This is a genomic window from Pseudomonas sp. Ag1 (assembly GCF_000278565.1).
In the GTDB taxonomy this organism is placed as follows: Bacteria; Pseudomonadota; Gammaproteobacteria; order Pseudomonadales; family Pseudomonadaceae; genus Aquipseudomonas.
The window spans coordinates 114,185-127,472 of the sequence record NZ_AKVH01000107.1; the positions used below are offsets into that span (position 1 = coordinate 114,185).

Here is a 13,288-nt window from a genome sequence, read left to right on the forward strand (position 1 = left end):
TCTACAAGGGGGAGTCGTCATGTCCAAGACACCAATAAATGAAGCAATCCTGTCACAGGTGCTTCATCACATGCGTAATGGCCAACTTCGGCGCTGCATCGAAATGGGCCTGGAGCCAGAGATATTGGCTCAGCTCCAACAACCTTCAGTACTGAGCTTGCTGCTTAACACTCCCGTGTCTTGGTGCAACGTCACCATTGATGGGGACATGGTAAAAAAACTACTGTCAGGCGCGCAGCGTTCTGATGAAGAAGTGCGCATGATTGAACGTGCGCTGCGACTTGGCGCGACCACTCAAATGCTGCAACAGTTCTTCGGGCTGTCTCCGCAGGATGTGGCCCTTCAACGCCTAATGATCGGCGTGACGGCACGTCGTGGCCGTTGGCGCGAATTCAGTGAGGAGATGGACGCTCAGCTTTGGTACCGATGGACGCACCTAATGCAAGAGCATCAGGTAGAGCTTGGCGACAGTCTCGCGTTGCTGGACATCGCCATGTTGGTCGCCGAGGAACTCAATGCTCCACAGGATACTAGCCCAGATGAGACCCACGAAAACCTCAGCCTGGCCATCATCTGGCATCGCATTCAGTCCTGGATAAAGGAAGGGCTTTACCCTCCTGCAAACCCTGGCCTTCCGAGAAGGCTACAGCTTGTGTCTTCTCAACGACTTGCACAGCCTGCAGCGACATCGGTGGAAGGTGACTCTGTATTATGAGGTTGTCTCGGCTTCCCTTGTCGACGCTTTTAGACTCGGCCTCGGGTCACCTTGAAGCTCATTTGCTTCAGAAAAAAGAGTCGGCGCCTCCGGGGATTGAAGGGTCTTCCCCCTACTCCGGAATTATTTTCAGCGGGAACCCACACGAAACGGTTCCTCGCCGATTGCTTTTGGATGATCGCTTAACCCCGCTTGAAAGAAACACCTGGCAGGTATTTCGCCTACTGATCAATGACGACGGCCTTACGGCGTTCCCTACCTATGACCAACTGCGGCCATATTTGGGTATGCAACCCGGTAGGCCTGCCTCGCGTGAAACTGTATCAAAAGCATTAGTGACCTTACGTCTCACCCGTTGGCTTAGCCTGGGGCGACGGGTGCGCAATGATCTGAGTGGACAAGTGCAAGGCAACGTCTACCTGCTTCACGACGAACCGGTCACACCGGCCGAAGCTATAGAGTTCGACAAGGACTACTTGCAGCTACTCGCGCAGTCAATGCAGCACCAGACCAAGGTGATTCGCGAAGTGGCAGAAATTGCCTGGAAGGAATTTGCAGCTGATCCTGATGTTGGCCAACGCTTACCTAGCAGGCTGGACATCATCGAATCCCGCATGAATAGCCAGGCCTGGACCAAAGCGCAGGCTCCAGTCGTTCTTAAAGCGACTGAGTTCGGAATCCGAACTCAGCAAAATATAGCTCTATCTCCACTGAGTTCGGATACCGAACTCAGTGAAAAAGGCGAAGAGCGAATCGCTTTGGAGCAGAGTTCGGATGCCGAACTCAGCCGTAAATCACTGAGTTCGGACTTAGTTCGGCATCCGAACTCATATAGTACGTATACAGATACACACAAAGATGTTTGTAAAAGCTCTGTACATGTACCGCCCACACCAAACGACATCGCTGCCGATTTGCTCGGTGCACTGCATCGACTACCGGTCGAGCAAAAACAGAACGCGGTCCTGGCGCTGCAAAAGGTTCCAGCAGAGTTGAAAACCGCGCTCATCAAACAATGGGTCCACCGCTGTGACTCGGGAGGGGTCCGAAACCCGCTTGGATACTTAATGACGCTCGTCGGCATGGCCGTTCGCGGCGATTTCAACAGCCAATGGAACCCTGACGACAAGGCAAAAGCGAGCCCCGAGCGTCAAGACGCTTCAGCCCCGCCAGAGGGCGCAGAGCAGCCGACGAAGACGCTAACGCAGACGCGTAGCCCTGAGTCGATACAAACCGCAAAACACACACTCAGCGGAATGCTGCATCTGCTGAAGCCTAATCGGGGTACACATCCATGATGTCAGGTGGACAACCAGAATATCGTGGTAACGCGGCCCAGAGCGAAGCGGTCGTGACCGGAATCTGTGCCAGCTACACAGCAAGTGTTGCGGCCCGCAACACCCTGACAGGAACCGAAATACGCCGCGGCCGCCACGCAAGTGACTCGGCCCAAATCACTTGCCCAGGATCCGGCATTCGTGCCAGCGACACGGCAAGTGTTGTGGCCCACAACACCCTGACAGCATCCGGCACCGGAGGTGGCCGCCATATAAGTGGTGCGGCCCGCACCACCTTGGCAGGATCCGGCATCCGTGCCGGCGACAYGGCAAGTGTTGTGGCCCACAACACCCTGACAGCATCCGGCACCGGAGGTGGCMGCCATATAAGTGGTGCGGCCCGCACCACCTTGGCAGGATCCGGCATCCGTGCCGGCGACATGGCAAGTGTTGTGGCCCACAACACCCTGACAGCATCCGGCACCGGAGGTGGCCGCCACGCAAGGGATTCGGTCCGCACCGGCGAGTTTCAGCTCTTCCTATATAGAAGCCTCAACAAATCCCCTTCCATCGGGCTACGTATTTAATGCTGCGTCTCCTATAGCCAAATTGCAGCATGGGTACGTCAATCCTCTTCCCAAGGAAACACTGCACCATGGCTGATAACTTCCGGCTCAACATCGGTTCACTGCGCAGCGATGTGAAGCTCACCCTTCACACTCACCACGCCGCTCGTATATGGATGGGGCGCCCTAAAAATGACCTCAAAGCCGGCATCATTGGTCTGTCAGGGTTCTGCACTGTCGTCAATCGAATGTCTCGAGGCGCCCAACAGGATGATCCCTACTCTGACTGGTGGATGATCCTCCTCGAGGAAAAGATCAACGATTCCAAGGAAGCGTTAAAGACCATCGAAGATCGCCTGGACACAGCCATGGCCTCTCTTCCACCGGCCATCAGCATTAGCGAAAACCTCTCGATCCAGCCTGTCAGCCTCCCGCTGTACATCTCCAATCCCCTGGGATTTCAGGCTGTGTACCTGCTGACGAACTACGACGAAATTGTCAGACGCATTCTGTTGGCCCAGCACGTTGGCCTTGTCGGGCGCCACGATATGGAAACCTGGATCGACGAAGGCGCAGCGGTACTGCGGAGACTGTTTGGTCTGGCCCAGATCTATAAGTACTCAGGCGCTGCCCGCGACGACTTCGCTGCAAACAATGCCAAGGCTGAAGCAGCCCGCAAAATGTACGAGCGGTACGGTGAGCTGCCACAAGACATCCTGGAAGGCACCCGCCGTTCGAATTTCGCGCCACCGATCATCCGCGGTCAGCAGCAAACCGAGACGGATGATCATCTCGATGACCCCGTTGAGGGTTAAAGAGCATGGGCCAGATTCCCTCCAATGATGGGTCGCTGCAACAGACCGCCTTCCGGCCACTGCAACAGGAAGCCTTTCAGCGACTGCAACAGGCTGCCTCACTAAAGGGCCTTTTAAAGCCTTTTAAAGGTAAGGGGGAGCTGACCCAATTTGCCGATCTTTGCCGAGCTCAAGAATCGGACTTAAAAGCTCTTGCCCAGGAAGTGCTGAGCCAGGCCCGCCGATATCCATTCACCCTAGTTCCAGTGCGGTTGACTGAGCAGAACACCCAAGCCGGCACCCAGTTTTTGAGATGGCAGCAGGTGACAGATCGGCGGATGGGCGTAGGGGTTTGGGCAGAAATGATGGGCTCACCCAGAACACCGGAATCCATGCTGCAGGATCTTTACGTGATGGAGCTGCAGCGCATCACCTTGAATATGCAAATGAGTTTGCTGCACTCGATCACCAAACAGGCCGCCGAGTGCGCAGAAAAAATGGGCCAGGCAGAGGCCGTGTATACCGCTCGCCTGCAGCAGCTCAACAACCCAACGCAACACCAATAACCTCGGAGAATACTCATGGGCACGCCCGTACAAGGCTGGGAAGGCAATATCGGTTCTGCACCGGAATTCAAAGAATTCCCCAACGGCAATAAAGACCCACGTCGACTCATGCGAGCCAACGTTTACTTCGACAATTCGATTCCGGATGGCAAAGGCGGCTACGAAGATCGTGGCGGTTTTTGGGCGAATGTGGAGTGGTGGCACAAGGACGCCGAGCATTATTCGCAACTGTTCCAGAAAGGTATGCGAGTGCTGGTTTCCGGTCGCGCCGTTATGGACCGTTGGAAGAACGACGATGGCGAATTCGAAGCTTTGAAAATCCAGGCCAGCCGGGTCGGCATGCTGCCACACCGCGTGACCATGGTGAATCTGGCGCCTTCGCAAAACCAGAATTCGCAACAGTCCAACAGACCCGAATCGCGGCCGCAGCCAGCTCCAGGCCCGGATGAATATCCAGATACCGATCCACCGCAATTCTGAAAACAGGGGCTTAATTTTTCGGCCCATTCGTGTAGCTGTCGGTGTTGGGGGAAACAGCTCATCGTTTCCCCCGACCTCATTAGAGAACCACTACAAATTAGGACGTGCCGATGGATGAAGTTTTGAGGGACCCAACAGGGTACGTTGTCATTGGCGCAGAGCACCCAGCTTTAGGCCGTGTTTACTGGGCTTACTTTGATGAAAGCGAGGTGAATGCTCCGGACTACTACGGGCTCACCCTGGACATAAACCGAGCATCATGGGCTCCAGTTGGGTGGCGAACGGGAGAGTATCTGATGGGGGGCCGTGGAGAGACAGACCTTGATACCTGGCAAGCCCGCCGATTTATCAACACCTTGCTCGATGAATACCGCTTAGATACTGAATACCGCGTCGACTTTGACGACGACGACGAAATGACTGAACACTTATACGGCAAGCTGGAACAACTACGTGTTCAAAGCGGACAATCCACTCAGGACTTCATCGCGTGGATCAGAGTTGCGAACTGGACGGACGAGCCAGCTTCGAATTGACATCAAACCGCCAATTGGTTGGCAAAAAATCGCGCCATTCGTTAACTTTCAGGTTGAGTCACACTTCCATTCGGCTATCTCAAGCACAGAAGTTTAAAACTTCCGTTTTTGATGCAAAAAAATGCGCTATTCGTGATGTTACTGTCTGATAGATCTGTTCTTCGGGGACCGATAGCCAATGGCGCAATCTCGAACTTCTTTGAAACCAGCAGATAGGCGGCAATTCAATAACCCCCATACTGCCGTTCAAATAGCCGGTGCTGACGCCGCCCGAAAAGGGCTACGGGTGTATGACTGCCCTTACCACCATCCTGCGATGCGCGCGTCGTGGCTAAAGGGCTTTGCCCAGGAACAGCAGCTGACGCTGGACCTCTAGCCGCTAAAAGCCTCCCGTTGTGCATTGACCATTTCCCATTGAAGCCTTACCTGCCATGACGTGACAGTCCCGCTCTGCATAATTGAGAAGGGGCACACCGTGAAGCTATTGATCATCGAGGCACCTGGGAAGCTGAAAAAGCTTCAGCCAATGATGAAGAAACTGCGCCCAGGCGAACACTGGTTGGTTGTCGCCAGTGGTGGGCACATACGTGACTTGCCCGCCAGAGGGCAGGACGACAGCATGATCACCACAGGCGTCCGCAAAAATTACACACCGGTGTACGAGATCCTGGATAAGAGCGCCAAGGCCGTGCGGACCATCAAGGCCGCAGCTAAACAGGCCGATGAAATCTACCTCGCAACCGATCCGGATCGCGAAGGTGAAAGCATCAGCTGGCACATCCAGCAGGTACTGGCGGTCAAATCCTACAAACGCATCACCTTCAATGAAATCACCCTGAAGCGTGTCGCAGAGGCTCTAGCCAATCCTCGCCAAATCGATTTGAACAGAGTCGCGTCACAAGAATGCCGGCGTGTACTTGATCGTTTGGTGGGTTACCTGGTGACTCAGGAGCTACGCCGACTGATGGGCAAGCCCACCTCTGCAGGCCGCGTGCAATCGCCTGCCGTATACCTGGTGGTTTTGCGCGAGCGCGAGATCCGCAACTTTCAGGTAATCAACCACTTCGGTGTGCGTCTGAACTTTGTGGATATGAATCAGGGCACCACCTGGTATGCAGACTGGCAACCGGTACCGGATTTCGCGAGCAAAGACTTTCCTTACGTTCAAGATGCCAACCTGGCCCGACTCGTCGCCGGCACACGTAATGTCGTCGTCGAGTCCTGTGAAGACCGCAAGGCCGAGCGCCACCCACCCGCGCCCTTCATCTCTTCCACCCTTCAACAAGCAGCCAGCAACGCCTTGAAATGGGACCCGGACAAGACCATGCAAGTCGCCCAGCGATTGTATGAACAAGGCGTGATCACCTACCACAGGACGGATAATCCCAACGTACCAGACGAGGCCATGGAGGATATTAGAACCGTAGCTAGATCTATCGGATTGAAGACCGTCGACGAGCGACGTACATTCAAGGCCGCCGAAGGCGCGCAGGAAGGCCACCCCGCTATTACCCCGACGCATTGGGCTGATACAAAAGCTGGTGAGAACGACGAGGAACTCGCCCTGTACAAGTTGATTTGGGTCCGGGCGCTGGCCAGCCAGATCGAAGCGGCGGTATTCGACGTGCGTGCTGTAAAACTGCTCGCGGTTGGCCCAAATGGTAAGGCTTTGCGATTCAATGCAACTGGTGAAACCCTTTTTCATCCTGGGTGGCGGAAACTGCTCAAGGGCGATGACACAGACGATGAGGAAGATGGAGCAGCGAGCAACCCAGTTCCTGCACTCACACCAAAACAGATCATCTCTGTGCACAACGGAGAACTGCTGAAGAAGAAAACTCAGCCGCCATCCCGCTACACCAAGGCCAGTCTAATCAAAGAAATGGAGCGCCGCGGTATTGGTCGTCCCAGCACGTTCGCCTCGATCTTGAAGAACATCACCAGCAAAGGAATGATTGAGGAAAAAAGCCGCAAGCTGGTACCGGCGCCGCTGGGGGAGGAAACAATCGCGAAGCTGGAAGGGTTCTACAGTTTCGTGGAGCTCGATTTTACGAGGGAGCTGGAGCGGGATTTGGACAAAGTCGCCCAGGGCCAAGACACCTATGGAGCTGTCGTTGCGCGTCTGCATAGACGCCTGGAAGAGGAACTGTCTCAGCAACGTGGAATGCCGAGTGTGCCGATGGCGTCCGCTCCACGCCCAGCCACAGCAGGTGGCGCTTTCAACTGTCCCAAGTGCAATCAACCCCTCGCAAGGCGACAAAAAAAAGGGGGCGGTGGCTATGACTTTTGGGGTTGCACAGGCTTCAAATCGAATGGATGCAAGGTGAGTTTTCCAAACTTGAATGGCAAACCAGATCTCAATAAACCCAGAGGGGTGTGACTTCTGCCATTGCCGATATAAATCACCGACAACGCCGTTACGCATTAACCCTAGAAGCCCACCATTCCTATACCTGACAGTCCTCTGCGAAATTGCAGAGGAGGTCATGGGTGAGCGTACAGAAGAGACAATCGGTGGTGGGGCTGCGCATCTTAGCGCCGAAGCTGGAGAAGTTCTCACATCGGCAAATTGAAGTCGCCCAGACCTGGGCTTTACAATTTAACGTACCGCCCTCCCAGCTGACCTCCTTCATCGATACCTATCTGAGTTCCACTGTCCATACTCGTTGCTGGTGCGTAGCCCTGCCCTCTACAGATGATCAAACACGGCGGCTCCTGGCCAGAATCGGCGATCACCTCCAGTACTTCGATGGTCATCAGGTTAAGGCCTGCAAAATCTTCAGCAAGGACCGCGTGCATAAGAGAAAACCCACCGCAATGGTGGCCCAGCAGCTACTGCTCAGGTTTGAAAAACGCTGGTATGCAGACGTCCTACTGACCTCCTTCTGCAAGTCTGCTGGAGAGAGGGCGAAAGCCCTTTCGATTGAAGATCTAGGAAGCTTTAATCGCCGCGGCTTCGATTGGACGGCGAGCAACAATCGGTACTTCAATCCCCGCACCCGATTTTACCTGAAGCAGATTGGCAGCACGCTGAAGCAGTTTTGCCAGTGTCTGGACCAAGAGCTTTTATTCGCCATTCGTTCAGCGCAATGTCCCTCACCCAAGCTCTATAACTGGCTGGCTCAAGGTGACCGAAAACGCCGCCTTCAGGCCCTAAAAGCCCAGCCAGTACTGATTCCACTTCTGGTACTAGCAGATCAATGGCCGTGGCCGTGGGATGGGCAGCAGCAGGTATACATGAACTGCCCATGGGATGAACTTCAGGCGTGGCGCCCATACTGGAGTGAGGACCGTTATTTGATTTCCGCTGAAGAGTGCCTGGTAGGTCGCATAGCCGACGCGGGCCTCCCCCTTTCCGACACACTGGCTTGGCTGCTACAGGCGCCGCGCGCTGCAGTGCGCTACCTGGGTCAACAGCGGGTATTCGATACCGGCAGTGCATTGACCCGTATCAGCCGCGAGGGGCCACAAGGACCCTGGCATCGACTGCTGCTGGGAGCCTCACTGGGCAATCGCCGTCCTCTTAAAAAAGCGCACTGGATCACTCTCTTCGCGCTGCTGGATAAAATCCCGTATCAACTGCTGGATCAAACGCAGGACTGGAACAGGCTGCTGTCAGGGTGTCCAACTGATTGGTCGGACGACAATTGGTCCAAAATCGCCGACGACTTTCGAGACCTGAACGAGCTCTTTAACAACGTTGATGAGAGCGACGGACCAGCTTCTGGTGAAGCACTGCAGAAACTCAAAAGCTTCATTGCTACTGCTTCCTATCACCAGATCGCCAGCTTGGTGAATGGCTTTCACCTCGCGTTGATAGACATCCGTGAGGCTTTAGATGCAGTAGATCCACAAACAAGAACAGACTCTTTAACGCCCTGGAAGCCGCTGCTTTATTCAACCAGCACACCCCTCGTGAGTCCAAATGGGCTGCAAATTATCGAACTGAAGTGCCCCGCCGATCTTGATGCGGAACATCGAGCGCTGGGCCATTGCATTGATGGTTACGACTACAGTGCTTATCGGGGCATCTGCCGTCTTTTTTCGGTTCGCGAAAACGGGAAATCGTTGGCCTCTGCAGAAATCCAAATGGATGAAAGTGCCTGGGGCGAAACGTTAGCAAAATTGACTCCCAAACACCTGGTGACGATACAACTGAGAGGGCTCCGCAATCGCACACCTAAGTCGGGCTCCAGGGTTGACCGGGCCTATCAATGGTTTTGGGCAAAGATCAAATCGGGTGAGCTCGCCATTAACCTGGAATGGCCCGACCAAACACTATCCATGTCGCGCTATACAAATCGAAACCGGAAAAAAATGCATGCCCAGGCCTGTGCGGAATGGATCAACCAACGATTGAGCAGGACATGAGTCGTCCACGTCTGATGAACCGCCGGCAGGACCTGGTCGAAAAAGTCATTTTTGACGGCTATGACTTCGGGGTCTTAATGCAATACGTTGAGGGTGCGAACCGGCTGTTTCTCGAACGTAATGGTTTCTATATTCGGCGTGCCGAGCATCCTCAACATCGCTATTGGCGATTACCAAAAGGCAAGTTGCTGGATGACCTGGATGTGCTCTTCCACCGTTTGATGGAGTTGTCCGAGGACCGTTTCAATGAAAGTTGGGAGACGTTTTCACATAAAATCACAGCCGCACAAAACGACCCAGATCGGCAGGCATTCACGTGGGGGCTGACCTTTCGGATAGCTCCACTCGTTCAGGGCGGGATCCTGCTGTCAGGTGACTACCATCCTGGCGCGGTCGCCGTTTCAAGGCGCATGCACGGCGTGTTTCTCGGGCATTCCAAGTCCTGGCGCATTGACGCTGGTGCGGAAGTGGTGCGAAGCAACTTGATCCTGGAGCTTGGATTGTCGGAGGATCAGTTCGAAATCCTCGACACCGTGCAAGAGCTGCTGACCGACGGATCCGTTGTTCCAGCTGATGAAATCACCCGCATCAGTCTTGGTGGACCGCCACAAGAGCGCGCAGCAAAAGCGGCTGACGATAGCACCTCAACCGATGTGTATTTAGCCGCGGTGCCCTCAATCGAGCGCACCGGGTCCACTACCGAACAGATTAACCAGGCATTGGCTGGTTATTCTTTACTGGACCATCAACCGGCAGGCATCCGGCACTTGCTACAGCGCACAAGCGCCTTGCTTGCGGATGACATGGGGCTTGGTAAAACTCGCCAAGCAATCATTGCCGCTGCAATCCGAGCAGCTAATAGACCCATCTTGGTTATCACCCTGTCGACGTTGATCATCAACTGGCAACGCGAAATCCAGATGGTGTATCCCAAGGCCACTATCGGCCAACAGGTCTTTGATCCCTCTTCGCAATGGATTATCACCAACTACGAACGCCTTGGCGATTTTGTTCTGCATGCAGGACACTTTGAAGTGATGATCATCGACGAGGCGCACCGCCTGAAAGAGCCGACCGCCGCGTGGACACGTCACGGCTTCGACATTGCCGCCAAGATACCCAACCGTTACCTGCTGACGGGTACGCCAGTCCTCAACCGAGAATCTGAGCTGCACACGCTGCTACGGCTATCCGGCCACCCCGTTGGGAAACTGCCCTTGAAAGAATTCTGCGAACAGTTCGCCGGCAGTCAGGATTTCCGCATGAATCTGCGGGGCGCAATCGGCGATTGGATGCTCCGTCGACGCAAGGATGTCTTGCCCGGTCTCAAGGGCAAACAGCGCCAAACTTTACCCATCGAACTCACTGCTGAAGAGCGCAAGCAATACGATCAAATTCGGCTCGAAGACAGGCCTAGCCTCGCCAGGTTGGGATCACTGCGTCAGTTGCTTGAGCAGGTAAAGATTCGTGTCGTAATGGATCTGCTGTGCGAACTGGACGCGGAGGACAAAGTAATCTTGTTCTGTGAGTTCAAGGATACGGTAGGAACACTTCGCACTCGGTGCAAGCAAGCTGAGTACGGGTGCGTCACGGTTGTCGGCAGTGACTCTGTAGGCAAACGGCAGAAGGCGATCGATCAATTCCAAAGTGATCCAGAAACCCGCGTCTTTGCCGCCACTACCTCCGCTGCCGGCACCGGCAACAACCTCACTGCGGCCAACTATGTGATGTTCCTGGGCCTCCCCTGGACGCCTGGACTGCAGGACCAGGCTGAGGACAGGGCCTACCGCAATGGGCAATTGCGCATGGTCGTGGTGAAAATCCCGCTGGTGGAAAACACAATCGACCAGATGCTTTGGCAAATGCTGCAGGATAAGCGTCAGTTGGCAAGTGACCTCATTGAGCCCGACGCGGCCGGCAACGCGAGACAAGCATTGGCGACCAATTTGTAGATCTGCGGTATATCACTGCTTCTTAGTGGCTGAGACCTTGTAAACGTACTTGGAACCATTACTTTTGTTTTCTGGAATCTAATAGGCCTCCCCATCGGCAACAATAGTTTCGTTCGATATCTGCAAACTTCCGAAAGTGGCAAATCTATTTCGATTTTACCCACTTTGCTCGTATTCATTTCGAGGAGTCGAACATAATTGACTTTGTTACGTATTAGAATCTTCCCATCGCTCATAATGGCCGTCGAGACCCATTCAGAAGAGACTGATCTCACTGAAAGGCACGGACAGTTTTGGCGGACTCGTTGAATCCAGCGCGATACGCCAATATCCAACATCATGCCAAGCGCCATGCTTGAATCCTACTTCTGGATACGTACCGATGTGAGCGAAGCCTAGTGCTTCATGCAGCCCCACGCTGCCATCGTTTGGCAGCGCGATCCCGGCAAAGGCTGCGTGAAACCCTTGCCTTTTCAATGTCGGCAGCAACACGCCATACAGTGCCCGGCCGACCCCGCTACGGTGCGCTTCTGGCGATATATAAACGGTGACGTCGACCGACCAGCGATAGGCCTCACGAGCCCGGTGCTGACTGGCATATGCATAGCCGATGAGCTGGCCGTCTCGCTCCGCTACCAGATACGGGTAAGTCGGCAAAGTCGACCCAATCCGCTTGGCCATCTCTTCGACTGTGGGCGGCTCAAGCTCAAACGAAATCGCCGTATGCTCAACCATCGGTGCGTAAATTGCCTGGATGGCTTGAGCGTCCGAAATCTGCGCAATCCTTACTGTGGTGTTGCTCATCCTCTATCCCCTTGGTCGCTCAAATCGATCTTTGATTGACTCGTTTCGAGAGTGCTTCGGCGCTTTCCTTGCGCTCCGAATAGCGGTCTACCAAATACGTTTCCCGGCCCCGAACCATCAGCGTGAACTTCATCAGTTCCTCCATCACGTCCACAACACGGTCGTAGTAGGCGGATGGCTTCATACGCCCTGCGTCGTCGAACTCCAGAAAGGCTTTGGGTACTGACGACTGGTTTGGGATGGTGATCATCCGCATCCAGCGCCCGAGGATCCTAAGCTGGTTTACCGTGTTGAAGGACTGTGATCCACCGCAGACCTGCATGACGGCCAACGTCTTGCCCTGGCTGGGGCGGACAGCGCCCAACGTGAGAGGTATCCAGTCTATTTGGGCTTTGAATACAGCAGACATTGCACCGTGACGCTCTGGCGAACACCACACCTGTCCCTCTGACCACAGAACCAGATCCCGCAGCTCTTTAACCTTTGGATGGTCTTCCGGAGCGTCATCAGGGAGAGGCAGACCCGAGGGATCAAAGATGACGGTCTCGGCTCCCATTAGGGTCAGGATGCGCGCGGCCTCTTGGGTCAGCAGCCTGCTGAAAGAGCGCTCACGGGTTGAGCCATACAGCAACAAGATGCGTGGTTTGTGAGTCGGTTGCTCGTTGCCTTGCAGGCGATCCAGTGTGACGAAGTCGATTAGCGACTGATCCAGATTAGGTAGATCCAGGCTGCTTTCCGAGGAAAATTCGTCCATTACAGTTCACCTATTTGATCTAGCTCGCGCTTCAGTTCCTGCGGTGTGAGCGCCGAATGATCCAAGCTGAAGAATGCCTCGAAACGCTTTTTAATCTGGACGACGGTCGCGTCAAATGCGGCTTGGATGTCGCTGTCTGTGCCTTCTACATCGGAAGGGTCGGCGAGGCCCCAGTGGCTTTTGACAGCAGGCCCGAAATAGACCGGGCAGGGTTCGCCTCCAGCCTTATCACACACGGTGATCACCACATCCGGTGGTGAGTCCGAAAACACCTCTGAGCCTTTGCTGTAGAGATCTGTGGTGTCGATACCAAGCGCTTGCAACGTACTCACGGCGCGTGGATTCAGTTGTCCGCTTGGGAAGCTGCCCGAACTGACGGCGTTAAAACCGCTCGGGGCCAGGTGGTTGAACAACCCCTCCGAGAGAACGCTCCGGCAGCTGTTTGCCGTACACATAAATAGCACTTTCATGGG

The 13,288-nt window shown here is 54.7% G+C and carries 13 protein-coding genes; 10 read left to right on the forward strand and 3 right to left on the reverse strand.

Annotation, left to right across the window (positions count from 1 at the left end; all coding sequences use genetic code 11):
* Nucleotides 1-19 precede the first annotated feature (19 nt).
* The 10 genes from A462_RS09075 (at nucleotide 20) to A462_RS09040 (ending at nucleotide 11,257) form a co-directional block, all read left to right on the forward strand.
* Nucleotides 20-715 (forward strand): DUF2857 domain-containing protein, encoded by a 696-nt coding sequence (locus tag A462_RS09075; protein WP_008437329.1) that lies wholly within the window; start codon nucleotides 20-22, stop codon nucleotides 713-715.
* On the forward strand, nucleotides 712-2,013 hold the full coding sequence (locus tag A462_RS0132615) for an STY4528 family pathogenicity island replication protein (protein ID WP_019816979.1): 1,302 nt from the start codon (nucleotides 712-714) through the stop codon (nucleotides 2,011-2,013). Before A462_RS09075 ends, A462_RS0132615 begins: the two co-directional genes overlap by 4 nt.
* Before the next feature lie 634 nt (nucleotides 2,014-2,647).
* The gene (locus tag A462_RS09070; protein WP_008437331.1) at nucleotides 2,648-3,373 is read left to right on the forward strand and encodes a PFL_4669 family integrating conjugative element protein; all 726 of its coding nucleotides are present in this window, start codon (nucleotides 2,648-2,650) and stop codon (nucleotides 3,371-3,373) included.
* Nucleotides 3,374-3,378: 5 nt separating this feature from the next.
* The gene (locus A462_RS09065; protein ID WP_008437334.1) at nucleotides 3,379-3,918 is read left to right on the forward strand and encodes a DUF3158 family protein; all 540 of its coding nucleotides are present in this window, start codon (nucleotides 3,379-3,381) and stop codon (nucleotides 3,916-3,918) included.
* A gap of 15 nt (nucleotides 3,919-3,933) precedes the next feature.
* Nucleotides 3,934-4,398, forward strand: coding sequence for a single-stranded DNA-binding protein (locus tag A462_RS09060; protein ID WP_008437336.1), 465 nt, complete (start codon nucleotides 3,934-3,936; stop codon nucleotides 4,396-4,398).
* Nucleotides 4,399-4,508: 110 nt separating this feature from the next.
* A complete protein-coding gene (locus tag A462_RS09055) occupies nucleotides 4,509-4,934 on the forward strand; it encodes a hypothetical protein (protein ID WP_008437339.1) in 426 nt (141 codons plus the stop codon).
* Nucleotides 4,935-5,112: 178 nt separating this feature from the next.
* Complete coding sequence (locus A462_RS33640) at nucleotides 5,113-5,310, forward strand: CrpP family ICE-associated protein (protein WP_073845721.1); 198 nt, start codon at nucleotides 5,113-5,115, stop codon at nucleotides 5,308-5,310.
* 99 nt (nucleotides 5,311-5,409) lie between these two features.
* Nucleotides 5,410-7,314 (forward strand): type I DNA topoisomerase, encoded by a 1,905-nt coding sequence (gene topA, locus A462_RS09050; RefSeq protein ID WP_008437341.1) that lies wholly within the window; start codon nucleotides 5,410-5,412, stop codon nucleotides 7,312-7,314.
* A 110-nt stretch (nucleotides 7,315-7,424) separates the two neighbouring features.
* Nucleotides 7,425-9,305, forward strand: a complete 1,881-nt coding sequence (locus A462_RS09045; protein ID WP_008437343.1) for a hypothetical protein — start codon at nucleotides 7,425-7,427, stop codon at nucleotides 9,303-9,305.
* Nucleotides 9,302-11,257 carry a DEAD/DEAH box helicase gene (locus A462_RS09040; RefSeq protein ID WP_024073377.1) on the forward strand — a complete coding sequence of 652 codons (1,956 nt, stop codon included), beginning with the start codon at nucleotides 9,302-9,304 and terminating at the stop codon, nucleotides 11,255-11,257. The genes A462_RS09045 and A462_RS09040 overlap by 4 nt, the downstream gene beginning before the upstream one ends.
* A gap of 255 nt (nucleotides 11,258-11,512) precedes the next feature.
* Here A462_RS09040 and A462_RS09035 read toward each other — a convergent pair whose 3' ends face one another.
* The 3 genes from A462_RS09035 to A462_RS09025 are packed head-to-tail and all read right to left on the reverse strand — an operon-like array spanning nucleotide 11,513 to nucleotide 13,285.
* Complete coding sequence (locus tag A462_RS09035) at nucleotides 11,513-12,061, reverse strand: arsinothricin resistance N-acetyltransferase ArsN1 family B (RefSeq protein WP_008437347.1); 549 nt, start codon at nucleotides 12,059-12,061, stop codon at nucleotides 11,513-11,515.
* Nucleotides 12,062-12,080: 19 nt separating this feature from the next.
* Nucleotides 12,081-12,815, reverse strand: a complete 735-nt coding sequence (gene arsH / locus A462_RS09030) for an arsenical resistance protein ArsH (RefSeq protein WP_008437348.1) — start codon at nucleotides 12,813-12,815, stop codon at nucleotides 12,081-12,083.
* Entirely contained in the window at nucleotides 12,815-13,285 is a 471-nt protein-coding gene (locus tag A462_RS09025) for an arsenate reductase ArsC (RefSeq protein WP_008437349.1), read from the reverse strand. The genes arsH and A462_RS09025 overlap by 1 nt, the downstream gene beginning before the upstream one ends.
* Nucleotides 13,286-13,288: the final 3 nt, after the last annotated feature.

Excerpts from the sequence above, each read along its gene's own strand:
- A462_RS09070 (WP_008437331.1), top strand. The coding sequence starts at position 2,648 with ATGGCTGATAACTTCCGGCTCAACATCGGTTCACTGCGCAGCGATGTG.
- A462_RS09025 (WP_008437349.1), bottom strand. The coding sequence starts at position 13,285 with ATGAAAGTGCTATTTATGTGTACGGCAAACAGCTGCCGGAGCGTTCTC.
- A462_RS09055 (WP_008437339.1), top strand. The coding sequence starts at position 4,509 with ATGGATGAAGTTTTGAGGGACCCAACAGGGTACGTTGTCATTGGCGCA.
- A462_RS09060 (WP_008437336.1), top strand. The coding sequence starts at position 3,934 with ATGGGCACGCCCGTACAAGGCTGGGAAGGCAATATCGGTTCTGCACCG.
- arsH (WP_008437348.1), bottom strand. The coding sequence starts at position 12,815 with ATGGACGAATTTTCCTCGGAAAGCAGCCTGGATCTACCTAATCTGGAT.
- A462_RS09065 (WP_008437334.1), top strand. The coding sequence starts at position 3,379 with ATGGGCCAGATTCCCTCCAATGATGGGTCGCTGCAACAGACCGCCTTC.
- A462_RS0132615 (WP_019816979.1), top strand. The coding sequence starts at position 712 with ATGAGGTTGTCTCGGCTTCCCTTGTCGACGCTTTTAGACTCGGCCTCG.
- A462_RS09040 (WP_024073377.1), top strand. The coding sequence starts at position 9,302 with ATGAGTCGTCCACGTCTGATGAACCGCCGGCAGGACCTGGTCGAAAAA.
- A462_RS09075 (WP_008437329.1), top strand. The coding sequence starts at position 20 with ATGTCCAAGACACCAATAAATGAAGCAATCCTGTCACAGGTGCTTCAT.
- A462_RS33640 (WP_073845721.1), top strand. The coding sequence starts at position 5,113 with ATGGCGCAATCTCGAACTTCTTTGAAACCAGCAGATAGGCGGCAATTC.
- A462_RS09035 (WP_008437347.1), bottom strand. The coding sequence starts at position 12,061 with ATGAGCAACACCACAGTAAGGATTGCGCAGATTTCGGACGCTCAAGCC.